Annotated in this window: 23 protein-coding genes; 9 read left to right on the plus strand and 14 right to left on the minus strand. The window is 70.1% G+C overall.

All coding sequences use genetic code 11. The features are described 5' to 3' along the window. Positions 1–7: 7 nt before the first annotated feature. Both ASF88_RS05445 and ASF88_RS05450 read right to left on the minus strand, forming a co-directional pair. Positions 8–1,408 carry an MFS transporter gene (locus tag ASF88_RS05445; RefSeq protein ID WP_055915235.1) on the minus strand — a complete coding sequence of 467 codons (1,401 nt, stop codon included), beginning with the start codon at positions 1,406–1,408 and terminating at the stop codon, positions 8–10. A gap of 64 nt (positions 1,409–1,472) precedes the next feature. Continuing rightward, positions 1,473–1,718, minus strand: coding sequence for a hypothetical protein (locus ASF88_RS05450; protein ID WP_055915240.1), 246 nt, complete (start codon positions 1,716–1,718; stop codon positions 1,473–1,475). Positions 1,719–1,798: 80 nt separating this feature from the next. On the opposite strand from ASF88_RS05450, the gene ASF88_RS05455 reads away from it, so the two are divergent. After that, the gene (locus tag ASF88_RS05455; RefSeq protein ID WP_055915245.1) at positions 1,799–2,164 is read left to right on the plus strand and encodes a DUF7882 family protein; all 366 of its coding nucleotides are present in this window, start codon (positions 1,799–1,801) and stop codon (positions 2,162–2,164) included. A 1-nt stretch (position 2,165) separates the two neighbouring features. Next, positions 2,166–2,489, plus strand: coding sequence for a DUF7882 family protein (locus tag ASF88_RS05460; protein WP_055915246.1), 324 nt, complete (start codon positions 2,166–2,168; stop codon positions 2,487–2,489). Positions 2,490–2,499: 10 nt separating this feature from the next. Here the strand turns inward: ASF88_RS05460 and ASF88_RS05465 are convergent, their stop codons facing one another. Beyond that, positions 2,500–3,288: a nucleotidyltransferase domain-containing protein gene (locus ASF88_RS05465; RefSeq protein ID WP_055915249.1), complete on the minus strand. Its 789-nt coding sequence runs from the start codon at positions 3,286–3,288 to the stop codon at positions 2,500–2,502. 86 nt (positions 3,289–3,374) lie between these two features. Between ASF88_RS05465 and ASF88_RS05470 the strand changes: the two genes are divergently transcribed. Further along, entirely contained in the window at positions 3,375–3,620 is a 246-nt protein-coding gene (locus ASF88_RS05470; protein WP_055915252.1) for a hypothetical protein, read from the plus strand. 120 nt (positions 3,621–3,740) lie between these two features. Next, entirely contained in the window at positions 3,741–5,126 is a 1,386-nt protein-coding gene (locus tag ASF88_RS05475) for a glutamate decarboxylase (protein WP_055915255.1), read from the plus strand. A 21-nt stretch (positions 5,127–5,147) separates the two neighbouring features. Here ASF88_RS05475 and ASF88_RS05480 read toward each other — a convergent pair whose 3' ends face one another. From ASF88_RS05480 to ASF88_RS05500, 5 genes are all read right to left on the minus strand, one after another. After that, on the minus strand, positions 5,148–6,083 hold the full coding sequence (locus tag ASF88_RS05480) for a quinone oxidoreductase family protein (RefSeq protein ID WP_055915258.1): 936 nt from the start codon (positions 6,081–6,083) through the stop codon (positions 5,148–5,150). Positions 6,084–6,191: 108 nt separating this feature from the next. Beyond that, positions 6,192–6,638 (minus strand): hypothetical protein, encoded by a 447-nt coding sequence (locus ASF88_RS05485; protein ID WP_157498244.1) that lies wholly within the window; start codon positions 6,636–6,638, stop codon positions 6,192–6,194. Beyond that, positions 6,635–7,771 carry an NYN domain-containing protein gene (locus tag ASF88_RS05490; protein ID WP_082518765.1) on the minus strand — a complete coding sequence of 379 codons (1,137 nt, stop codon included), beginning with the start codon at positions 7,769–7,771 and terminating at the stop codon, positions 6,635–6,637. Before ASF88_RS05490 ends, ASF88_RS05485 begins: the two co-directional genes overlap by 4 nt. 161 nt (positions 7,772–7,932) lie before the next feature. Beyond that, entirely contained in the window at positions 7,933–9,357 is a 1,425-nt protein-coding gene (locus ASF88_RS05495; protein WP_055915265.1) for an aspartate aminotransferase family protein, read from the minus strand. A 37-nt stretch (positions 9,358–9,394) separates the two neighbouring features. Continuing rightward, on the minus strand, positions 9,395–10,879 hold the full coding sequence (locus ASF88_RS05500; RefSeq protein WP_055915268.1) for a CoA-acylating methylmalonate-semialdehyde dehydrogenase: 1,485 nt from the start codon (positions 10,877–10,879) through the stop codon (positions 9,395–9,397). Between the two features lie 150 nt (positions 10,880–11,029). On the opposite strand from ASF88_RS05500, the gene ASF88_RS05505 reads away from it, so the two are divergent. Beyond that, positions 11,030–12,580 carry a PucR family transcriptional regulator gene (locus ASF88_RS05505; RefSeq protein ID WP_055915273.1) on the plus strand — a complete coding sequence of 517 codons (1,551 nt, stop codon included), beginning with the start codon at positions 11,030–11,032 and terminating at the stop codon, positions 12,578–12,580. A 25-nt stretch (positions 12,581–12,605) separates the two neighbouring features. Here the strand turns inward: ASF88_RS05505 and ASF88_RS05510 are convergent, their stop codons facing one another. Genes ASF88_RS05510 through ASF88_RS05535 form a run of 6 tightly spaced genes read right to left on the minus strand, consistent with a single transcriptional unit; the run spans position 12,606 to position 18,570 of the window. Then, complete coding sequence (locus ASF88_RS05510; RefSeq protein WP_055915276.1) at positions 12,606–12,929, minus strand: cupin domain-containing protein; 324 nt, start codon at positions 12,927–12,929, stop codon at positions 12,606–12,608. Positions 12,930–12,958: 29 nt separating this feature from the next. Then, positions 12,959–13,843, minus strand: a complete 885-nt coding sequence (locus tag ASF88_RS05515; protein WP_055915279.1) for an ABC transporter permease — start codon at positions 13,841–13,843, stop codon at positions 12,959–12,961. Beyond that, entirely contained in the window at positions 13,840–14,796 is a 957-nt protein-coding gene (locus ASF88_RS05520) for an ABC transporter permease (protein ID WP_082518767.1), read from the minus strand. Before ASF88_RS05520 ends, ASF88_RS05515 begins: the two co-directional genes overlap by 4 nt. Continuing rightward, entirely contained in the window at positions 14,793–15,971 is a 1,179-nt protein-coding gene (locus ASF88_RS05525) for a polyamine ABC transporter substrate-binding protein (RefSeq protein ID WP_055915285.1), read from the minus strand. Before ASF88_RS05525 ends, ASF88_RS05520 begins: the two co-directional genes overlap by 4 nt. Continuing rightward, complete coding sequence (locus tag ASF88_RS05530) at positions 15,972–17,108, minus strand: ABC transporter ATP-binding protein (RefSeq protein ID WP_055915287.1); 1,137 nt, start codon at positions 17,106–17,108, stop codon at positions 15,972–15,974. Between the two features lie 55 nt (positions 17,109–17,163). Next, positions 17,164–18,570, minus strand: a complete 1,407-nt coding sequence (locus ASF88_RS05535; RefSeq protein ID WP_055915290.1) for an NAD(P)/FAD-dependent oxidoreductase — start codon at positions 18,568–18,570, stop codon at positions 17,164–17,166. Positions 18,571–18,737: 167 nt separating this feature from the next. On the opposite strand from ASF88_RS05535, the gene ASF88_RS05540 reads away from it, so the two are divergent. The 4 genes from ASF88_RS05540 (at position 18,738) to ASF88_RS05555 (ending at position 23,087) form a co-directional block, all read left to right on the plus strand. Continuing rightward, the gene (locus tag ASF88_RS05540; RefSeq protein WP_055915293.1) at positions 18,738–19,751 is read left to right on the plus strand and encodes a LacI family DNA-binding transcriptional regulator; all 1,014 of its coding nucleotides are present in this window, start codon (positions 18,738–18,740) and stop codon (positions 19,749–19,751) included. Positions 19,752–19,895: 144 nt separating this feature from the next. Further along, positions 19,896–21,200: an ABC transporter substrate-binding protein gene (locus tag ASF88_RS05545; protein WP_055915295.1), complete on the plus strand. Its 1,305-nt coding sequence runs from the start codon at positions 19,896–19,898 to the stop codon at positions 21,198–21,200. Between the two features lie 71 nt (positions 21,201–21,271). Then, positions 21,272–22,255, plus strand: coding sequence for a carbohydrate ABC transporter permease (locus ASF88_RS05550; RefSeq protein WP_055915299.1), 984 nt, complete (start codon positions 21,272–21,274; stop codon positions 22,253–22,255). Beyond that, positions 22,248–23,087 carry a carbohydrate ABC transporter permease gene (locus tag ASF88_RS05555; RefSeq protein WP_055915303.1) on the plus strand — a complete coding sequence of 280 codons (840 nt, stop codon included), beginning with the start codon at positions 22,248–22,250 and terminating at the stop codon, positions 23,085–23,087. Before ASF88_RS05550 ends, ASF88_RS05555 begins: the two co-directional genes overlap by 8 nt. Positions 23,088–23,098 lie beyond the last annotated feature (11 nt).

Here is a 23,098-nt window from a genome sequence, read left to right on the forward strand (position 1 = left end):
CGGGAGTCTAGGAGGGTGCGACCTCCGTGGCACCCCCGGCCCGGCCACGAGGTCGCACGAACACCAGCAGGCACAGGTGCACGACCGCGAGGGTGCTGGCCACGGCGACGACGGCGAGCCAGCTGCCGGCCGTCGTCCCCGTGCTGAAGAGCAGGCCGAGGACCGTCGTGGCCACGATCGCACCGACGTAACGGGAGGTCTGGAATATCCCCGCGGCGACCCCCGCGTCCTGCGGGCGGGCGGCCGAGTAGAGCGCCTGGTTCATCGCGATGCTCACCACGCAGTACGGGATGCCCAGCGCTGCGGTCAGCAGCAGCACGACCCACGGTGTCGTCGTCGCGGCGGCGAACCCGAGCAGCACGGCGCCGATTATCAGCGCCGAGGCGCCGGCCAGCAGAGTCGGTCGCAGCCCGACCCCCTCGATCGCCCGCGCCGCCAGCGGGGTGACCGCCACGGTCACCGCGGCGAGCGGGAACATCAGCAGCCCGGTCACGCCGGCCGAGTAACCGCCGTGCTCCTGCAGGTACTGGGGGAGGCCGAAGAACGCGGAGTAGTAGACCACGTTGAACACCGCGAAGCAGAGGTAGACCATCAGCAGCCTCCGGTTCGCCGCGAGCAGTCGGAGGTCGAGGAACGGATGCCGGGTGCGCAGCTCGCGCCACACGAAGAGCGCCGCGGCGATCGGCACCACCGGCAGCAGCCACCACAGCGGCTGCGGACGCAGGTCGAGCAGGAAGACCAGGAGCGCCGTGAGGGTCGCGACGAAGAGCAGGATGCCGGGCACGTCGGACTCGGCGACCGTTCGCTTCAGCGGCACACGCTCACGCGCGGCGTCGTGCGGCGCGAACACGGTCACGCCCACGAAGGCGAGTGCGGCGAGCGGCACGTTGACCCAGAAGATGGCCTGCCAGCCGAGGAACGTCACCAGCGCTCCGCCGAGCACCGGGCCGATCGCGGCACCGGACGTGTTGGCGATCTGGATGCGGCCCAGCAGCCGCGGCGTCCCGACCGTGCTCCGTGCCGCGACCGTGCGCAGCATCGCGATGGCCGACGGGAAGGCCGTGGCCGTGCCGATGGCGAGCGCGACGCGTCCCGCGCACACGGCGGCGAACGACGTCGCGAACGGGGTCGCGGCGCAGGCGAGCGCGACGACCAGCATCCCGAACAGGAACAGCCGGCGCGGCCCGAACCGATCGGCGAACCGGCCCATGAGCGGCTGCCCCGCGGCGGAGGCGAGGTAGAACGACGTGACGACCCAGGTCACCGTCGTGACGCTCACCTGGAAGTCGCGCTGCAACGGCACCAGCGCGACGGCGATCATCGACGAATTGAGCGGGTTCAGCAGGGTGCCGAGGCTGAGTGCCGCCACCGCCCAGCCGGCGCGGGCGGGGGAGGGGGCGTCGGTCACCTGACCACCTTACGCGGGCGCGGAGGCGCCGTCGGCGGGTGCTATCGCGGCTCGGTCGGCAGCGTCACTCGGCCAGATCGGCCGTGGTGAGCGGGATGGTCGACCGGTACGGGTACGCGGGCATCGACGAGAACTCCTCGTCGTCGTCAAGTTCGTACACGTCGTAGGCGAGCGCGCCCGCGAACGTGGTGGTGACCCGGATCTCGCCGGGTGGACAGCCTCCGATCAGAGGCACGACCACGACACTGTCCAGGGTGCGGCCGTCCTCGTACAGAAGTGCCGCTTTGATGGTTCGCGTGAGAGCGTCCATGGCCGGACTTTACGCCGGGCGGCCGCGATGACTTGACGGCGCGCGGGAGGACGGCGAAAGTGTGAACTGGAGAGGATGCGATGGGAACGCTGATCTACGACGGAGCCGACGGCTTCACGTTCGACGACCGGGTGCTCGCACATCTGCAGGCGGTGATCGCCACCAAGCTGCGCCGGCGAGAAGGGTTCCTGCTTCTCTGGGCCGACCGCACGGCCGGCGCGGAGCCCACCTTGCGGTCGATCTGGCTCGACCCCTCCATCAGCGTCCAGTTCGTGTTCGCGCACCCGAAGCTGCCCGAACTCAACCGGGAGTGGCTCTCGATCCTCACCGAGAAGGCGAACGGCAACGGCGGCCTCATGCTCGACGACGAGCTGCGCGCGGAGATCCGCGAGGAAGTCCCCGAGGGGACGTACCGGGAGTCCCGCCCCAAGCGTCAGGCCGAGTGACATGGGCACGCTGATCTACGGCACCAACCGCGAGTACGAGTTCGACGACCGCACGCTCTCCCACGTCAAGATCGCCCTGGTGACGAAACTGCGCCGCCACGAGAGCTTCCTGCTGAACTGGGAGATCCCGGCCGAGCAGGGCGGAGGCCGCATGAGCCTCTGGATCAGCCGGGAGGTGCCTCTGGCGTTCGTGTTCAGCGGCAGCCGGCCTCCCGCCCTCAACGATCGCTGGATGGAGGCGCTGCTGCAGACCAGCCAGCGCACCGGCGGGATGGTCATCATGCCGGAGGACGCCGCGGAGAGCGGCGAGTTCACGGACCACTGAGGCGGCGCGGTCAGCGCAGGACGAGCCCGCGGAAATAGTCGTCGGCCTCCCGTGAGGCGGCTGTGAGATCCGATCGCGGCGCTGCCTGTCGTTCCTCCGCGATGATGAGCTCGCTCTCGACGAACGTCCGAAGGAGCAGCGGAGGCTCCCCGGTGCCGAGCTCGCGCGTGACCGCTTTCAGTTCGATGAGCTCCGAGATCGCCTCCGCCACGTCGGCGGGAGCATCGTTCTGCGCCATGAGCGTCGGCAGGTCCATCGGCGCCACGGCGTTGCCGGGGTGCACGCGGAGCCACCGCAGCGTGGCGGCAGGCCGGAGGGCGTAGAAGAATCTTTTGAGCTTGCCGCCCGAGTCGGCCAGGTGCCGTCGGCCGATGTGAAGGTAGTGGTCGAGCACCCGCTCGCGGTCCAGGATGCGGTCGGCGAGTTCCAGCATGCCGCCCACGAACGCCGGATCGCCTCCGTACACGATGGGCGAGCGCAGCCATTCGGTCACTGTGGCGTTTCCGCGCACCAGCAGGCCGAGCGCTTTGCGCACATCCCAGCCGTTGACGTCGAAGACGGCGTCCAGCGGAGTCTCCACCACGTCGCGCAGCGGGGTCAGCCGGAGATAATCATCGACCGGCCGGAGGAACAGGAACCGGGCGTCGTAGTCGCTGTCCGGCGACGGGAAGCCCCACGCGCGGCTCCCGCTCTCCACCGCCAGCGGAATGGTCACGCCGTGCTCCTCGCACACGTGGGCGAGGCGCCGGTCGATGGCGGCCACCACGTCGGCGTCGAGGGTCTCGGGAACAGCGCGCATCCCCCGATGCTAGCGGGAGCATTCGAGCGGTCTGAGCGCCCACTGTGTGCACCGTCGGAAGGCGACGACCGGCCTACCATCGAAGCATGGACAAAGTGGAGCGCCGGCGCGGCAATCGCGCCGAGCGTGCGGCCGAATGGCTGGACGCGAAGCTGCTCCCGGTCCTCGGCCCGCCTCCTCTCGGCCCGTACGGCCAGGAGGCACCGAGGACGGAAGCCGCGACGTGCCCGCTCTGCAGCCGCCGGATCGACGAGCACACGATGGAGCGCGACCACGGTCACGCCTTCCTCATCTGCCCGTCGCCCGCGCGGACGCAGCTGCAGGTCGAATGAGCGACCGGCGAGGAGCACTTGCGGCGCGGCCGTGAGCGTTGGGGAGAGACGTGCGCCCGGGTGGATGAGCGTTCTCAGACGATGCTCGTGTTCCGCCGCCGTCCATGATTAGCTCGCCTCATGCGACAGGGCTATGAGTCTCCCGACGAGGCCGTCGGCCTCAATCCGCTGTTCTCCCGGGCCGGGGAGGCGACCGAGTTCCCGCGGTTCGAGCTTCCGGCGGGCGAGTCGCTCCCCGAGACGGCGTTCCAGGTCGTCCACGACGAAGCCATGCTCGACGGCAACGCGCGGTTGAACCTCGCCACCTTCGTCGGCACCTGGATGGAGGACCAGGCCGGGCGCCTTTACGCCGAGGCGGTCGACAAGAACATCGTCGACAAAGACGAGTACCCGCAGACCGCCGCGATCGAGACGCGGTGCTGGCGGATGCTCGCCGGACTGTGGAACGCGCCCCAGCCCGATCGCTCCATCGGGACCTCCACCATCGGGTCGTCGGAGGCCTGCATGCTCGGCGGCCTCGCCCTCAAGCGGCGGTGGCAGCATCGGCGGCGCGCGGCCGGACTCTCGACCGAGAAGCCCAACCTGGTGATGAGCGCGGCCGTACAGGTCTGCTGGGAGAAGTTCTGCAACTACTTCGAGGTCGAACCGCGGTTCGTGCCGATCTCGGTGGAGCATCCGACCCTGGAGGGCTCGCAGCTCGACGGCTACGTCGACGAGAACACGATCGGGGTGGTTGCGATCATGGGGGTGACCTACACCGGCCGGTACGAGCCGGTGAAGGCGATCAGCGACGCCCTCGACGTCATCCAGGCACGCACGGGGAACGACGTGCCCATCCACGTCGACGGGGCCTCGGGTGCGATGGTGGCGCCGTTCCTGCAGCCGGAGCTCGAGTGGGACTTCCGTCTGGAGCGGGTGGCCTCCATCAACACCTCGGGCCACAAGTACGGTCTCGTGTACCCGGGGATCGGTTGGGTGGTCTGGCGGGAGGCCGACCTGCTGCCCGACGACCTCGTCTTCCGGGTCAGCTACCTCGGCGGCGAGATGCCGACGTTCGCGCTCAACTTCTCACGGCCCGGAGCGCAGGTGCTGCTGCAGTACTACCAGTTCCTGCGGCTCGGCTTCGACGGCTACCGCCGTGTGCAAACGGCCTCCCGCGATGTGGCGCGCTACCTGGCCGATCAGGTGGCCGCCCTGCCCCACCTCGACATCTGGACGGACGGCTCCGACATCCCGGTCACCGCCTGGCAGCTGAAGGCCGACCATGGCGCACCGTGGACGCTGTACGACCTGTCGGCGCGGCTGCGCTCGCGCGGCTGGCTGGTGCCGGCCTACCCGATGCCGGAGGCCCTGACGGAGGTGACGGTGCAGCGCGCGGTGATCCGCAACGGGCTCAGCCGCGACCTGGCGGGCGGACTGGTGGAGGCGATCACCGCCGCCGTCCACGAGCTGGACGAGCTGCAGGCGCCGATGCCGGGGCCGGCGCGGGTGCCGTTCCACCACTAGGCGCGGTCGGCGAAGCCGCAGCTACGGCAGCAACGCGATCTTCCCTCCGGGGTGGCCCTCCGCCAGGAAGCGGAGAGCCTCGGGCGCGTCGGCCAATGGGTAGGTGCGGGCGATCGGCACCTGGAGGCGGCCCTCGGCCGCGAGCTGAAGAAGGCGTGGACGCACCGCATCGCGGAACGCGGCGCTCTCGGGCTGCGCGCCGGCGACTGCGTGGAAGCCCTCGGCCTTCGCACGGTCGGAGGCGACGATGGTGACGATGCGGTCGCGCTCCGGCACGAGCTCGAGCGAGACGTCCACCGCCTCCTCGGTGCCGACCGTGTCGAGCGCGGCGGCGATCGGTCCGTCCGCCTCCGTGCGCACCCGGTCGGCGAGTCCGGGGCCGTAGGCGACGGGGTGGCCGCCGAAACGGCGCACCCGTGCGAAGCTGCCTTCGCTCGCGGTGCCGATGACGCGAGCGTCGAGCTCGGCGGCCTGCTGCAGGATGCTCACGCCGACCGCGCCCGAGGCGCCGTGCACGAGGATGGTGTCTCCGGCACCCACGTGCGTCACGTCGAGCATCTGCGCGGCGGTCGACCCGGCGAGGAGCAGGTTCGCGGCCTCCTCGTCAGAGAGGCTCGCGGGTTTCGCGAACACGGCGGAGGCCGGAACCGTGACCTCGCTGGCGTAGCCGCCCTGGATGCGGAAGGCGACCACGGCGTCTCCGATCGCGCCGCCGCCGGAGGCGATCTCGGTGTCCGGGCCGAGGTCCACGAGCTCGCCGGCGACCTCGTAACCGATCGGCACGGGGAGGTCGAGGCCGGGACGCGGGCTCGCGACATGCTTGTAGTCGGCCGGGTTGACCCCCGCCGCGTGAACGCGGATGGTGACCTCTCCCCGCTCCGGGCGGGGAACCTCCCGCTCCACGAAGCTCCAGGTGTCGGGGGAACCCCACTGCTCTGCCATCCACACGCGTGCCATGGCGATAGTCAACGCGTGGATCCTGTGCGCCGCCTTCGGATCGTGCGGGCCCGGATCGTGGAGGTCAGGATCGTGGAGGGCAGGGTCGTGGAGGTCAGGATCGTGTGGTCAGGGTCGTGGCGTGCGCCGCGCGTCGAACCACGCGGCGCCGCGGCCGATCCACAGGGGGAGCGCGATCGCGATCGCGAGCCCCATGGAGAGGATGCCCGCGATCGGCTCGCTGGTGAGCGCGGTGTAGAGGCCGACGGCCAGATGGATCAGGCTCGCGAGCAGCACGATGACTCGCGCGACGTCGACGCCGCGGAAGACGCCGAAACCGACCGCGAGGTAGGCGAGTGCGACGACGAGGTAGCCGATGGACGACGCGAGCAGGCTTCCGGCCTGCGCCGAGGGGAGGGCGCCGGGGATCGCCGCCAGCACCAGAACCAGGATGCTGAGCACGAGTTCCACTCCGCCGACGACCCAGCAGAGCACGGCGACGGCCGTCACCACTCCGGGCCGGCGCCCGCGGTCGCGCCGTACGGGCGGCTCCGCGGCAGCGGCCTGCCCGCTCATGAGGCCGACACGGTGTCCGTCGCCTTGCCGCTGTGGCGAACACGCCGCGACCGCGTCGGCGCCAGCCGCAGCATCTGGGCGGTCGAGCTGTCGTCCAGTTCGACGAGTGTGCTGCGGGACTTGATGAAGTCGCTGAACGAGCGGAACCCGAGCGCCTTCTCGCTGAACGACGGGTCCATGCGCTTCATCTGCCCCTTGACCGACGAGCTGTGCAACCACTCGGCATCGTCCTTCTCGTGGCCGAGCTGCATCGCGCGGGCGAGCAGTCGTGTGGCGACGATCTGGGGATCCTCGGCGGGCTCGTCCTCGTCCTCGGGCTCCGGCTCCGGCGCGGCCGTCTTTCGCTTGCGGGCGGGACGTTTCTCCGGGCCGGCCGCCGCACCGTTCTCATCGGGCTCGGCGGTCTCATCGGGCTCGGCATTCTCAGCAGGCTCGGCTGCGGCACCGCGGCGGCGTCGAGTGGTGGCCGAGGCGCTCGCCGCGGGCTGATCCGCGGCGTCGGTGTCGCTGTCTGCAGACGGCTGTTCTGCCGGCAGGATCGCCTCGGCGGCGTCGGTCGCCGCCTCGTCGCGTGCGACGCCCGGGAGGTCGTCGTAGCTGACGAACTCGTCGCAGGCCGCGGCGAGCGAGCGGGCCGTCGAGCCCGCGACTCCGATGCCGATGACATAGCGCCCCAGGCGCTTGATCCGCTGGGCCAGCGGGACGTAGTCCGAGTCGCCCGCGACGATGACGACGTGCGTGAGCTCAGGCAGCCGGAAGAGATCCTCTACCGCGTCGACCGCGAGCCGGATGTCGGCGCCGTTCTTCGCGTACGCCGCTGCGGGGAAGAGCTGAACCAGGTCCACGGCCCGGCCGACGAGCTGTCCGCGGTACTCCGCGTTGACGGCGGCGGACCAGTCCGCGTACGCCCTGGTGAGCACGAGGGTGCCGAAGGACGACGCGAAGTCGATGACGGCGCCGAGGTCGACGCGCGCCTCGGCCAGCTTCGCCACGAACGCGGGCTTGGGCTGCGTTCCCGACTTCTGCCGGTCGCGCATGAATTGACCGCGGCCGTGCACCTGGTCGTACCGCGAGATGACGATGTTGTCGAAGTCGATATAGACCGCGACGCGGCCGTCCCCGGGTTCGCTCATACAGCCACGATAGCCCGGGGTGAGGGCGCGGCCCCACACGCCATGTCGACAGACGCCATGTCGACAACGGAGGAGATCGGGGCGAGGTGCGCCCCGATCTCCTCCGCAGGTCGCCGGAGCGCGGTGTGGCGGGGCAGGGCTCCTCCGTTCGCCACGCCTGATCAGTTCACGTAGCCGTCGGCGACGGTGAGGGCGGCGTCGATTGCGGCGAGACCGTGGCGCAGCTCGCTCTCGTCGATGATCAGCGGTGGAGCGATGTGGATGCGGTTGAAGTGCGTGAACGGCCAGACACCCGCCGCCTTGCACGCCGCAGCGACGGCGCCCATCGGTGCGGCGTCGGCGCCGGCGGCGTTGAACGGAACCAGCGGCTCCCGCGTCTGGCGGTCGCGCACCAGCTCGAGCGCCCAGAACAGCCCGCGGCCGCGGACCTCGCCGAGCGAAGGGTGCCGGTCGAGCCAGGCGGTGATCTCGGGTTCGACGACGCGCTCGCCGAGGTCGCGCACGCGCTCCAGGATGCCGTCGCGCTCGAACACGTCGAACGTCGCCACGCCCGCGGCGCACGCCAGCGGATGGCCCGAGTAGGTGAGGCCGCCCGGGAAGGACACGTCGTCGAAGAACGAGGCGATCGCGTCGGAGATGACCACGCCGCCGAGCGGGACGTACCCCGAGTTGACGCCCTTGGCGAAGGTGATGAGATCGGGGACGACGTCGAACGCGTCGACGGCGAACCACTCGCCCACGCGGCCGAAACCGACCATCACCTCGTCGGCGATGTAGACGATCCCGTACTTGTCGCAGAGCGCGCGCACGCCGGCCAGGTAGCCGGGCGGCGGCACGAGCACGCCGTTGGTTCCCACGATCGTCTCGATGATGATCGCGGCGACCGTGGCCGCGCCCTCCAGCACGATGACGTTCTCGAGGTGCTCGAGGGCGCGCTGCGTCTCCTCCTCCGGGGTGGAGGAGTGGAACGCCGAGCGGTAGAGGTACGGCCCGAAGAAGTGGGCGACCGACGAGTCGCTCGGCTCGTTGGCCCAGCGACGCGGATCGCCCGTGAGCGAGATGGCCGTCGCGGTGCCGCCGTGGTAGGAGCGGTACATCGACAGAACCTTGCGGCGACCCGTGACCCGTCGCGCCATGCGCACGGCGTACTCATTGGCGTCGGCCCCGCCATTGGTGAAGAACACCTTGTTCAGTGTTCCCGGCGCGACTCGGGCGATGCGGCGGGCGAGCTCGCCGCGCACGTCGTTCGCCATCGAGGGCTGGATGGTCGCGAGTCGGCCGGCCTGCTGCTGGATGGCGGCGACCAGGTCGGGGTGCTGATGACCCAGGTTGAGGTTGACCAGCTGCGAGCTGAAGTCGAGGTACGCGTTGCCCTGGTAGTCCCAGAACGTCGAGCCTTCGCCCGCGGCGATCGGCAGCGGATCGATCTGCGCCTGCGCGCTCCACGAGTGGAAGACGTGGCTGCGGTCGTCGCTGCGCACCTGGGTCTCGGCGTCCGCGTCGCCGAAGGCGTGCTCGACGCCGCGGCGGTCGGTGAATCCCGTGCGGGCGGCCGTGCCGGCGGAGGTAGTGATGGTGTCGGTCATGTGAAAGTCCCTTCCTGCTGATCGAGCCGTCTACGGATCAGGAGTTGCCCGGGAAGGCGAGCTCGATCTTCGAGTGCACCGGGTCGGGCCAGCGCGTGGTCACGACCTTGCTGCGCGTGTAGAAGTGGAACGACTCGGGACCGTAGATGTGCGAGTCGCCGAACAGCGAGTTCTTCCATCCGCCGAACGAGTAGGCGCCCACCGGCACGGGGATCGGCACGTTGATGCCGACCATGCCCACCTCGATCTCGAACTCGAACTGGCGGGCGGCGCCGCCGTCGCGGGTGAAGAGGGCGACGCCGTTGCCGTACGGGTTCGCGTTGATCAGGGCGACGGCCTCGTCGAAGGTGTCGACGCGCACGACCGAGAGCACCGGGCCGAAGATCTCGTCGTCGTAGACGGCCATGCCGGGCTCGACGTCGTCGATCAGGCTGACGCCGACGAAGAACCCGTCGCCGTCGAACTGCTGCGCCGTGCCGTCGACGACGACGGTCGCGCCCTCTGCTGCGGCCTTCGCGACGTAGGAGGCGACCTTGTCGCGGTGCTCGCGGGTGATGAGCGGGCCCATCTCGCTGGCCGGGTCGGTGCCGGGGCCGATCGCGAGCCCGCCGAGGCGTCGCTGGATCGCGGGGACGAGCTTGTCTCCCGCCTCGCCGACCGCGACGAGCACACTGACCGCCATGCAGCGCTCGCCCGCCGAGCCGTAAGCGGCGGAGACGGCGGCGTCGGCAGCGGCTTCGATGTCGGCGTCCTCGAGCACCACCATGTGGTTCTTGGCGCCGCCCAGGGCCTGCACCCGCTTGCCGTTCGCGCTGGCGCGCTGGTAGATCGACCGCGCGATCGGCGTCGAGCCGACGAACGAGACGGCCGCGACGTCGGGGGAGTCGAGCAGCGTGTCGACGGCCTCCTTGTCGCCGTGGACGACGTTGAGCACGCCCGCGGGGAGTCCGGCCTCGGCGAAGAGCTTGGCGAGGTAGACGGAGGCCGACGGATCCTTCTCGCTCGGCTTCAGCACGACCGTGTTGCCGCAGGCGATGGCGCTCGCGACCATCCACAGCGGGACCATCACCGGGAAGTTGAACGGGGTGATGCACGCGACGACGCCGACCGGCTGCTTGACGCTGTGCACGTCGATGCCGGTGGAGACCTGCTCGCTGTACTCGCCCTTGAGCTTGTCGATCAGGCCTGAGGCGAACTCGACGTTCTCGAGCCCGCGGCCGATCTCGCCCGCGGCGTCGGAGAGCACCTTGCCGTGCTCGCTCGTCACGATGGCGGCCAGCTCGCTGCGGCGCTCGGTGAGGAGGTGGCGGAGCCGGAAGAGCACGTCGGCGCGCTTGGTGAGGCTCGTGGCGCGCCACCCCGGCAAGGCGGCCTTCGCCGCGGCGATCGCTGCCTCGGTCTCGGCGGCGCTGGCCAGCGCGACGTCGTGCTGGCGGATGCCGGTTGCGGGATCGAAGACCGGTCCGAGGCGTGCCGGCTCGCCGGCCTCCTCGCCGTTCACGAAGTGGCGGATCAGGGCCACGGGGTCCTCCTGGAAGTGCAGAGCCGGACGGAATGCCCGACGGGGAAGTAGGCTTGCAATCCCCATGATCACAGAGCGGAGGAGCGATCGGTGATGCCAGATCGTCGGGCGTTCGGGCAAGACAGTACATTTCGTCCGGGAGGCGAGCGGATGCTCCTCCCGACGGTCCGGGAGATCCTCCGGATGGACCCGATGGCGGACGCCCTTCCCGAGGTGCTGGCCGGCGAGGGCGGCCTCGACGTCCTGGTGCGCTGGGTGCACGTCGCCGAGACGGTGGACGTCGCCCGGCTCGTCTCCGGCGGCGAACTGCTGCTCGCGACGGGCCTCGGCTGGCCGCGCGACGCCCGCGGGCTGCGCAGCCTCGGCCGCGAGCTCGCGGAGGCCGAGATCGCGGGCCTCGTGCTGGAGCTGGGCGACCGCACACCGGTCGCTCCCGCGCCGCTTGTCGAGGAGTTCCGCGCCGCCGGCCTCCCGTTCGTCGTGCTGCACCGCGAGGCGCGGTTCGTCGCCATCACCGAGGCGGTGCACGCCCGCATCATCGACGACCAGACGGTCGCGTTGCGGGCACGCGACGAGATCCGCGAGCTCTTCACCGGCCTGAGCCTGCGCGGCAGCCCCGCCGATTTCATCGTCGCGCAGGCGGCACGCGCGCTCGCCTGCCCGGTCGTCCTGGAGGGCACCGGCCACCAGGTGCTCGTCGCCGAGAACGTGGGCGACGGCGAAGCCGAGCTGGAACGCTGGGAGCAGCGCTCCCGGGCGGCCCACCGCGGCGCGGGCGAGCCCGGCTGGACGATGACGCCGGTGGAGGCGCGCGGGATGCGCTGGGGGCACCTCGTCGCGCTGCCCGGCGAACCGCACCCCGCCGGCCGGTCGAGCGTGCTCGAGCAGGCGGCCGTGGCGCTCGCTCTCAGCCGCCTCGCCGACCGCGACGACGACGAGTGGATCCGGCGCAGCCACGACGCCCTGCTCACGGCGCTCCTCGGTCGTCGGTTCGCGCGCGACGGCGGGATGGCCGCACGGTTCGAGGCCGCCGGGTTCCCGGTCGCCGGGCGCGCCCTCGCGGGCGTCGTCGTCCGCAGTCGCTCCGGACGCCTCGAGCGCGACGCGGTCGCTCGGGCCGTGGAGGCCGCGACGGCCGCCGGCGCCCAGGCCATCGCGGCGGCGCACCCGTCGTCGCCCGGTCTGCTGGTGGTGGCGGTGTCGGCGCGCACGGGACGCCCCGCGGCGGACGCTGTCGCCGATGCGCTCGCGAGCGGGGACGCCGCTGTCGTCGGCGTCGGGTCGGACGCGCGGGGCATCCCTGGGCTGCTCTCGTCGGTCGAGGAGGCTGTCGAGCTGAGCGGGCGCGGCGCCGGCGGACGCGGCCGCCACGCCGTCGTGCAGCGCGCCGAGAGCCGCCCGCTGCTGCGCCTGGTCACCGCCTTCGGCGACGACCCCCGCCTCCAGGAGTACGCCGAGCGGATGCTGCGCCCGCTGATCGAGTACGACCTCGCCAACGACGGCGATCTCGTGGAGGTGCTGCGGGCGTACTTGAGCCACCCGGGAAACCGGACCCGCGCGGCGGCGGCGAGCCATCTCTCGCGCTCGGTCTTCTACCAGCGGCTCGCGCTCATCGAAGACCTGCTGAGCCTCGATCTGGACGACGGCGAGACCATCGGCGCCTTGCACGCTGCGGTGCTGGCCCGGCGGGTGCGGGGCTGAGCCGGCCCTCCACCCGCCGCGGAGGTCACGGCGTCAGGTAGACCTTCCGCAGGGTCTCATGCACCGTCCAGACCGTGCGGTCGCCGGCGGTCAGCCGGGCCACGTCGCCGACGCCGAGCTCGAGCCGGCGCCCTGTGTCGGGGAAGTCGACGACGGCCCGGCCCGCGATCACCACGAACAGCTCGTCGGCCTCCACATCGGAGGCCGTGCCCGGCGCCATCTGCCACACGCCGACCTCCAGCCCGCCGAAGCGCCCGAGCTCGGCCAGGCCGGTCAGCTCGTCGCCTTCGACGGGCCGGAGCGGCAGGCCCAGCGCCGGCACGGTCGTGGTCTCGTTCAGGATGTCCATCGTCCTCCTCGCTTCGTCCTGCGCGGCGCTCATGCGCTCGCCAACGTCTTCGCCATCTCTTCGGTGGAGGCTCCGCTCTTTCGCAGCACCAGGGCCACGACCGCGAGCGCCACGAGGGTGAGCACGAACATCACCGCCGAGACCGCGGCGATCTCCGGGCGGAGCCCGACGCGCAGCGAGCTGAAGATGTACACCGGCCACGGCGTCGCGCCCGGCACCTGCACGAAGCTCGACACGATCGTGTTGTCGAGGCTCAGCGTGAACGACATCAGCGCTCCCGCCCAGATCGCCGGGCTCGCCACCGGGAGGGTGATCTGCCAGAAGCGCTTGAGCGGCGGAGCGTAGAGGTCGGCGGCGGCCTCCTCCAGCGACTCGTCCATGCCCTGCATCCGGGCGCGCACGATGAACGTGACGACGGCCACCGAGAGGACGGCGTGCGACACGATCAGGCGAACCATGCCGTTGCTGAACACTCCGATCCCGAAGTCGGTGCCCAGGCTGACGAACCACGGGAGCATCGAGATCGCATCGACGATCTCGGGCGTGAACAGGGTGATCGTCAGCAGCAGGGTCGCCCAGAGCACCCACGGAGCCTTCCGGGCCGCGCGGGCGAGCGCGAGGCCGCCCAGCGTGCCGAGGAGGGTCGAGACCACCGCGGCGCCGACCGCGGCCTGCAGCGAGGTGACCACCGACGCCCGGATGACGGGATTCGCCCAGGCGTTCGCGTAGGCGTCGAAGCCGAAGCCCTGCCAGGTGGCGAGTAGCCGCCCGGTGTTGAAGGAGTAGACGAGCATCACCAGGATCGGCAGGAACAGGAAGGCGAAGACCAGCACGCCCCACACGGTCAGCCCGATCGCGACGCCGTCGCGGCGTCGGCGCCGCGGCGCCGGGCGCTCGATCGTCGTCCCGGTCATGCGGCACCTCCCAGGTCGACGCGGCGCGATCGGCGCACCACGAGACGGATCAGCAGGGCCAGCCCGCCGACGATGACGACCGCGGCGGCGATGAACAGCATCAGCAGCACGGCCATCGCGGAACCGAGCGCCCAGTTCTGCGCGGTGTTGAACTGGCTCGCGACCAGCTGGCCGACCATGTTGCCCTGAGCCCCGCCGAGCACCGACGCCGTGACGTAGTCGCCCATCAGCGGGATGAACACCAGCAGACAGCCCGAGGCGATCCCCGGCGCGGCCAGCGGCAGGGTCACCTGCAGGAACGTGCGCACCCGGTTCGCGCCGAGGTCGGCGCTGGCCTCCCGTAGCGGGCGGCCGGCGCGGTCCATCGCCACGTAGAGCGGCAGGATCATCAGCGGCAGGTAGTTGTAGACGACGCCGAGCTGCACCGCCGCCTGCGTGTAGAGCACGTCGAGCTTGCCGTGCAGGAGGCCGGTGCTCTGCAGGAGCTGCGAGAGGAACCCCTGGGGCGAGAGCACGATCTGCCAGCCGAGCGTGCGCACGAGGAAGTTCGTCCAGAACGGCACCAGCACCAGCGCAAGCGCCAGGGCTCGGTACTGCGGTTTCAGCTTGACCGCGAGCCAGTAGGCGAACGGCACCGCGATGACCAGGCAGATGGCCGTGCCGACCAGCCCGATGCGCAGGGTGTTCAGGAACGTGCCGAGGAAGGTCGCGTCCAGGGCCTCCCCGTACCGGTCGAACGACAGCCGGTCGTTCGCGTGCGCCGAGAAGAGGTCGGGCTTGTAGCCGAAGCTGTACCAGAGCACCAGGGCGAGCGGCACGATGAAGAAGAAGAGCACGAACGCCCAGGTGGGGAAGCCGGCGACGGTCGTCCCGGACATCCTCGTGCGTCCACCCGGGCGGCGTGAGCGCTCGCGCGCGCCGCCGAGGGTCGTGGTCTGCGCTGTCGCCGTCATGATCCCGCCTTCGCCATCATCCGGTTGACGATCTGAACCAGCCGTTCGGCCGCGTCGTTGAGCTCGGCCGGGGTCAGCCGGGCGATGACCTCGTCGGACGGGAACACCAGCTCCGGCAGGTCGAACTGCTCCTTCTCGGCGCGCTCGCGGAGGCCCTTCACGCCCGTCGAATAGCCGATGTAGTCGACCTCCTTGTAGGAGGCGTCCGGCTCGAGGATCGCGTCGATGAACGCGTAGGCGGCGTCGGGATGCTGGGCGCCGGTCGCGATCGCCCAGGTGTCCATCCACAGGTTCGCGGTGGGCGTCGGGTAGACGAACTTCCAGTTCTTCGGGATCTTGCCGCTCGCCAGCATCCCCTGCCGGGCATCGCCGTTGAACGCCTGGATGAGGGCGAAGGTGCCCTCGGGGATGCCGGAGGTCACCGCCGTGGAGTTGAACGCCTTGACGTGCGGCGCGAGGGTGCCGACGAGGTACTTCTCGGCGGCGTCGAGGTGCGCCTTGTCGGTGGTGTTCGGGTCGATGCCGTTGGCCGCGAAGTACATGCTGGTGACCTCCCACGGGTCCTCCAGTACGGCGACGTTGCGGCTCGCCTCCTTCTGCGCGGCGTCGAGGAAGTCGGCCCAGGAGGTCATCGGGCGCGAGATGACGTTCGTGTCGTACGCGTACCCGGTCGTGCCCCAGTCTTTGCAGACCGTGTAGACGTTGCCGCGGTCCCACGACTGGTTCGTGTAGGCGGCCTCCAGGTTGCCCAGGTTCTTCAGCCGCGAGTGGTCGAGCTTCTGCAGCAGGCCGCTGGCGGCCATCATCGGCACGTAGTTGCCGGTCGGCACGACGATGTCGTAGCCGCTCGTGCCGCGGGTGGCACCGAGCTTGGCGATCATCTCCTCGTTCGATCCGTACGAGTCGAGCTGCACCGTGACGCCGGACGCCTTCTGGAACGCGCTGATGTTGCCCGGGTCGTCGTAGTCGCCCCAGCTGTAGATGTTCAGCTGGCTCTCGACCACGCCGTCCGGACGGGCGGAGGCTCCGAACCCGGTCTGCCGGCTGCAGGCGCTCAGCGCCAGGCCGGCAGCGCCGAGCGCGAACCCGCCGAGCAGCGCCCGGCGGCTGATCCGCGCGGTGGAGGCGCGGGGGATCAGCGCGACGACGTCGGCGCGCGCGGTGGATGCGGCCATCTACGCGGCCTCCTCGTCTGGCTCGGGCGCTGCGAAGACGTGCAGCGCGTCGTCGTCCCAGCCGCACCACACCCGATCGCCCGTCGCGAGCTGCTCGGCGCGCGAGGGTGCGACCCGGGAGATCAGCTCGAGTCCGGAGTCGGTGACGACGACGTACTGGATCGCGTCGCCGAGGAACGAGATGCCGGCGAGCGTGCCCGCGACGGCGGAGCCCGTCGGTCGCGACGCCGTGACCGCGATCGCCTCGGCGCGGACGGCCGCGCGCACACGGGCCCCGGGGCGGGTGTCGTGACGGGCGAACGCCTCGGGGTGACCGCCGGTCACCGCGCCGTCGGCGGCCAGCAGGGCGCCGTCGGGCTGCACGACCGCGTCGATGAAGTTCTGCTTGCCGATGAAGCCGGCGACGAACGCCGTCGCCGGGTTCGTGTAGATCTCCTCGGTGCCTCCGAGCTGCTCGATCCGGCCGCCCTGCATCACGACGATCCTGTCGCTCATCGACAGGGCCTCCTGCTGATCGTGGGTCACGAAGACGAACGTGATGCCCAGCTGGCGCTGGAGCAGCTTCAGCTCGATCTGCATCTCCTCGCGGAGCTTGCGATCGAGGGCCGACATCGGCTCGTCGAGGAGCAGGACGCGCGGCCGGTTGACCAGCGCTCGCGCGAGAGCGACACGCTGCTGCTGGCCGCCCGAGAGCTTCTGCGGGCTGCGGTCGGCGAACGAGCCCATGCGCGAGAGCTCCAGCGCGTCGCGCACCCGCTGCGCGAGCTCGGCCCGCGGCACGCGCTTCTGGCGGAGTCCGTAGGCGACGTTCTCTGCAACGGTCATGTGCGGGAACAGCGCGTACGACTGGAACACGGTGTTCACCGGCCGCTTGTGCGGCGGCGTGCGGAGAACGCTCGCGCCCCCGACCAGGATGTCGCCGGCGTCCGGCTGCTCGAAGCCCGCGATCATGCGCAGGAGGGTCGTCTTGCCGCATCCCGAAGGGCCGAGCAGCGAGAGGAACTCGCCGCTGCGCACCTCCAGGTCGATTCCGTCGACGGCCGTGGCCTCGCCGAAGCGCTTGGTCACGCCGTGCAGGCGGACGGAGCCGTCCTGCTCGGACAGGGTGGACGAAGGGGGCGAGGAGGCTGCGGTCACAGCACCGTCCTTTCTGACAGGGGAGGAGGCGAGCCCGGCGCCGATGCCGGGTCGCTCAGGAGTCGAAGCCGAGCCCGACGGCGTCGAGGGTCCGGAGGAAGAGATTGCGCTCGCCCTCGCGGTGGTCGGCGCGGTCGAGCGACCAGCGGGTCAGGTTGATGCCGATCGCGGCCGCCGGCTCGGGAGGGAACGGCAGCGGGCGGCTGCGGACCATCGCCAGCTCGGTGCGCTCCGTCGAGCGGCCGGCCAGCAGGTCGAGCATCACCTGGGCGCCGAAGTGCGTGGCGGCGACGCCCAGGCCGGTGTATCCCGTGGCGTACGCGACCGTGCCGCCGCGGGCGGTTCCGAAGAACGCGCAGAACCGGCTGCAGGTGTCGATCGCGCCGGCCCAGCGGTGCGTGAAGGTCAGGCCCTCGAGTTGCGGGAACGTCGTGAAGAAGTGGCTCGCGAGCCTCCCGAAGGTCTCCGGGCGGTTCTCGTAGCGCTCGCGGACCCGGCCTCCGAAGTGGTAGATCGCGTCGTAGCCGCCGAACAGGATGCGGTTGTCGCGGGTCAGCCGGTAGTAGTGGAACTGGTTGGCCGAGTCGCCGAGCCCTTGCCGGCCCGACCAGCCGATCGACGCCAGCTGCTCGGCCGAGAGCGGTTCGGTCATCAGCACGTAGTCGTACACCGGCACCGTGGCGAGGCGGTTGCGCTTGAGCAGGCTCGGGAACACGTTGGTGGCGAGCGCGGTGCGCTTCGACCGGAGCACGCCCTCCGGCGTGTACAGCGTGGTGCCGTCGCCGATGCCTTCGACGGGGGAGCGCTCGAAGATCTCGACGCCCGCCGCCTCACAGGCCCGGGCCAGGGCGCGTGCCAGCTTGGCCGGGTGGACCAGCGCCGAGTCCCTGGTGCGCAGGAGGCCGGCGAGATAGGTGGGGGAGTGCACCTCGGCCTGCACGGCCTCCGCGTCGAGGAAGCGGGTGTCAGGGCCCTGCGCGGCCTCCCGCAGCCACTCGACCTGGTGCGGCTCGGTGGCGAGGTCGATGGCGCCGTTGCGTTCGAAATCGGCGTCGAGCCCGAGCTCGGCGATCGTCGCCTCGATCTCGTCCAGGTTCGCCATCCCCAGCTCTTGGAGCCGGTCGAACTCGCCCGCGAACCGGCTGCGCCCGTTCTCGTCGCCGTGGGTGAGGCTGGCCTCGCAGAACCCGCCGTTGCGGCCGGAGGCCGCCCAGCCGATGCGCCGGCCCTCGAGCAGCACGACGCGCGCGTCGGGGTTCTCGCGCTTGGCGAGCAGTGCGGTCCACAGGCCCGTGTAGCCTCCGCCCACGACCGCGAGGTCGCAACCGATGTCGCCCTTCAGTCGCGGGTAGGGGTCGCCGGGGGCGTCCTCGATCCAGAACACCTCCTGCCGCGCGGGAGCGAGCGCATGGGCGACGACGGAGGCGTCGGGACGCTGACGTTCGAACACGGTGCTGGACACGGGAGACCTCTCTGCAGATGGGTTCCGGCCATTCTCGCGGGTCGCGGCCCGGCCGTTCGTCGGGAATCCGGGACGACTCCACGCAAACCGTCCGGCGCCGTCCGGTGCACTGAACCGCTTCAGTCCGATGTACTCTTGGCCCGTCCGGCGTGCGAAGGGAGCGGTCGATGGTGTCAGCGACACGAGTGACGATCGGCGGCCTCGCCGACCGGCTCGGGCTGTCCAAGGCCTCGGTGTCGTACGCCCTCAACGGCCAGCCCGGGGTGAGCGACGACACCCGTCGACGCGTGCTCGACCTCGCCGACGAGCTCGGCTGGCATCCGAGCTCGAGCGCCAGGGCGCTCTCGCGTGCGCGGTCCGACGCGATCGGGATCGTGCTGCGCCGTGATCCCGGCCTGCTCGGCACCGAGCCGTACTACATGAGCCTGCTGGCGGGGGTGGAGGCCGAACTCGCCGAGAGCGGCCAGTCCCTGCTGCTGCGCATGGTCGGCCCGTCGAACGGGCAGGATCTCGCCGCGTACCGGCGCTGGAGCGCCGAGCGGCGCGTCGACGGCGTCATGCTGTTCGACATCGCGATCGGAGACCAGCGCCCCGCGCTGCTCGACGAACTCGGCCTGGCGTTCGTGCTGCACGGCAACGACGAGGAGATCGCGCCCGGCCGGGTGCTGCTCTACGACGCTTCCGGCGACGCGGGGCTGCTGGTCGATCACCTGCACGGGCTGGGGCACCGCCGCATCCTGCACATCCAGGGCCCGAGCGAGTTCGAGCACGAACGCGATCGTGCCAGGGCGATCGCCCGCTTCGCGTCGGGCCTCGGCATCCAGGCCGCGTCGGAGCCGTCGGACTACTCGATGGAGGCCGGTGAGCGGATCGCCGCGGCCCACGCCGGCGACCCGGAGCTGTCGGCCATCGTGACCTCCAACGATCTGCTCGCGCTCGGCGCCCAGGCCGCGCTGTCGCGACGCGGCAGGGACGACGTCGCCCTGGTCAGCTGGGACGACTCGCTGGTGTGCCGGATCGCCTCCCGCCCGCTCACCGCGCTGGCGCGATTCCCCGAGGAGCAGGGGCGGCGCTCCACCCGGATGCTCCTCGACGAGCTCGCGGGAGTCGAGACGCCGACGCGGAGAGCACGCCCGTCCGAGCTGATCGTGCGGTCGACGAGCGTCCCGGCGCGGGCGTGAGAAGACGAATCCGATATACACCCGATTCCCAGGACGTCAACTCTTGGAATTACTGAACCGGTTCAGTTATAGTCACCGTGGCGTCACGCGCGCTCCCCGGGGACGGGAGCGGCCGAGCGCCCATCAAGAGACGAAGGAGTCACAATGAGGAAACGCGTCATCGCCGCGGCAGCGCTGGCGGCCACGATCTCGCTCGTGGCGGCGGGCTGCAGCAGCAGCGGTTCGACATCGTCGGCCAGCGGGTCGACCATCACCTACTGGGCCAGCAACCAGGGGACCAGCCTCGACAACGACAAGCAGGTGCTCACCCCGGTTCTGGACGACTTCACCAAGAAGACCGGCGTGAAGGTCAAGCTCGAGGTCATCGGCTGGAACGACCTGCAGACGCGCATCCAGACCGCCGTCACCTCCGGCCAGGGCCCCGATGTGCTGAACATCGGCAACACGTGGGCCGCGTCCCTGCAGGCGACCGGCGCCTTCCTGCCGTTCGGCGACAGCGAGATGAAGTCGATCGGAGGCAGCGACAAATTCGTCAAGACCGCCCTCGACACCGGCGGCGCGGCAGGCAAGACGCCCACCAGCGTCCCGCTCTACGGTCTGGCCTACGGCCTGTACTACAACAAGAAGATGTTCTCCGACGCCGGTGTGCAGGCGCCAACCAACTGGGAGGAGCTGGTCACCGACGCCAAGAAGCTGACCAACGGCACCCAGTACGGGTTCTCGCTCGCGGCCGGAAGCTACACCGAGAACGCGCACTTCGCGTTCATCAACTCGGCGCAGAACGGCGGCGAGTGGTTCGACAGCAAGGGCAACCCGACCTTCACCTCCTCGGCGAACGTCGACGGCATCAAGCGCTACCTCGACCTGATGCAGACCGACAAGGTCGTGAACACCTCCAACGCGCAGTACGACAACGGCGTGCAGGCGGTCAACGACTTCGCCACCGGCAAGGTCGCGATGATCCTCAGCCAGAACAACGCCGACTCGTCGATCAACGCCAACGGGATGAAGTCCGACGCGTACGGTGTCGTGCCGTTCCCGTCTCCCGAGGGCGGCAAGCCGGTCGCCAGCCACGTCGCCGGCATCAACCTGTCGATCTTCAAGAACACGAAGAACAAGGACGCGGCGCTCGAGTTCGTCAAGTACATGACCAGCGAGTCCACCCAGAGCAAGCTGGCCAAGCCGTACGCGACCCTCCCGGTGCTCAACGGGGTCAAGCCGACCTTCACCGACAACGCTGACGAGGCGGCCACCTTCCAGAAGATCTACAACGAGATGTCCAAGCCGCTGCCGCTGGTGCCGGCCGAGGACCAGTTCGAGAACACCGTCGGCAAGGCGATGAACGACATGTTCGCCAAGATCGCCACGGGCGGCACGGTCTCCGACTCCGACATCAAGTCGGCGCTGCAGAACGCGCAAGACCAGGTCAAGCAGTCGATCGGCGGCTGACGCTCTGAATGACACGCTCGCCGGGCGGGACACATCCCGCCCGGCGAGCACGTACCACCTGAAGGAGACCCATGTCGACGACGACAGACGTCCGAGGGCCCGAAGCCGCGCAGAAGCCGGCTCCGGCGCCGCCCGCCCCGAAACGGAAGCGCCCCAAGGGGTGGTGGCTCCCGTTCATCCTGCTCGCACCCGCCATCGTGTTCGAGCTGCTCATCCACGTCGTGCCGATGCTCACCGGCATCTGGATCAGCTTCCTGCAGCTCACCAAGTTCTTCATCGCGAACTGGAGCGAAGCGCCGTTCGTCGGCCTCAAGAACTACCAGGTCGCGCTCGACTTCAACGGCTCGGTGGGTGCCGGTCTGCTGCATTCGTTCTTCGTCACCGTCGGCTTCACCATCCTGGTCGTCGGGCTCTCCTGGGTGTTCGGGATGGCCGCGGCGGTTGCGCTCCAGGGCCGGTTCCGCGGGCGCGCGCTCTTCCGCACGCTCTTCCTCGTGCCGTACGCGCTGCCGCTCTACGCCGGCATCATCACGTGGAAGTTCATGTTCCAGAAGGACACGGGCGCGATCAACCACTTCCTCTTCGACAACCTGGGGCTGCCGGGCGACAAGCCGTTCTGGCTGATCGGCGGCAACGCGTTCTGGGCGATCGTCATCGTCGCTATCTGGAGGCTGTGGCCGTTCGCCTTCCTCATGCTGATGGCAGGTCTGCAGTCGGTCCCTTCCGAGGTCTACGAGGCCTCGGCCGTCGACGGAGCCAAGCCGTTCCGGCAATGGCGCTCGATCACCCTGCCGATGCTGCGCCCGGTGAACTCGGTGCTGCTGCTCGTGATGTTCCTCTGGACGTTCAACGACTTCAACACCCCGTACGTGCTCTTCGGAAGCACCGCCCAGCCGGCGGCGGGGGACCTGATCTCGTTCCACATCTACAACGCCTCGTTCCTGACCTGGAACTTCGGCTCCGGCGCCGCCATGAGCGTGCTCCTGCTGCTGTTCCTGCTCGTGGTCACGGGCATCTACCTGATCGCCGTCAACCGGAGGAACCGCGATGCGTGAAACCCGCTCTTCCCAAGTCTTCCGCTGGGTCGTCGTCGCCGTCTTGACGATCTTCACCGTGGTGCCGCTGTACGTCATGGTGACCTCGTCGATGAAGCCGCTCTCGGAGGTGCAGGGCGCCTTCACCTGGTGGCCGCAGACGATCACCTTCCAGCCGTTCATCGACATGTGGACGACCGTCCCGCTGGCCTCGTACTTCGTCAACAGCCTCATCGTGTCGAGCGGGGCGACGCTGATCAGCCTCGTGATCGCGGTCTTCGCCGCGTACGCCGTGTCGCGCTACCGGTTCAAGGGCCGGAACGTTTTCACGACGACGGTGCTCTCCACGCAGATGTTCCCCGGCGTGCTGTTCCTGCTCCCGCTGTTCCTGATCTTCGTGAACATCAACCAGGCGACCGGCATCCAGCTCGTCGGCACCCGCTGGGGACTCATCATCACGTACTTCACGTTCGTGCTGCCGTTCTCGATCTGGATGCTCGCCGGCTATTTCGACGGCATCCCGCGCGAGCTCGACGAGGCGGCGAAGGTCGACGGTTCCGGTGCGATGGGCGCGCTCTGGCACGTCATCCTGCCCGCGGCCCGGCCGGGGCTGATCGCCGTCGCGATCTACTCCTTCATGACCAGCTGGGGCGAGGTGCTGTTCGCATCCGTGATGACCACGGACGAGAACCGGACGCTGGCGGTCGGCCTCCAGCTCTACTCGACGCAGACGAACGTGTACTGGAACCAGATCATGGCGGCCTCCCTCGTGGTTTCGATCCCGATCGTGGTCGCGTTCCTGCTGCTGCAGCGCAACTTCGTCGCTGGGCTGACCGCCGGCGCGGTCAAGTGACGTCGCGGAAA

The organism is Leifsonia sp. Leaf336 (assembly GCF_001423695.1).
GTDB lineage: Bacteria > Actinomycetota > Actinomycetes > Actinomycetales > Microbacteriaceae > Leifsonia.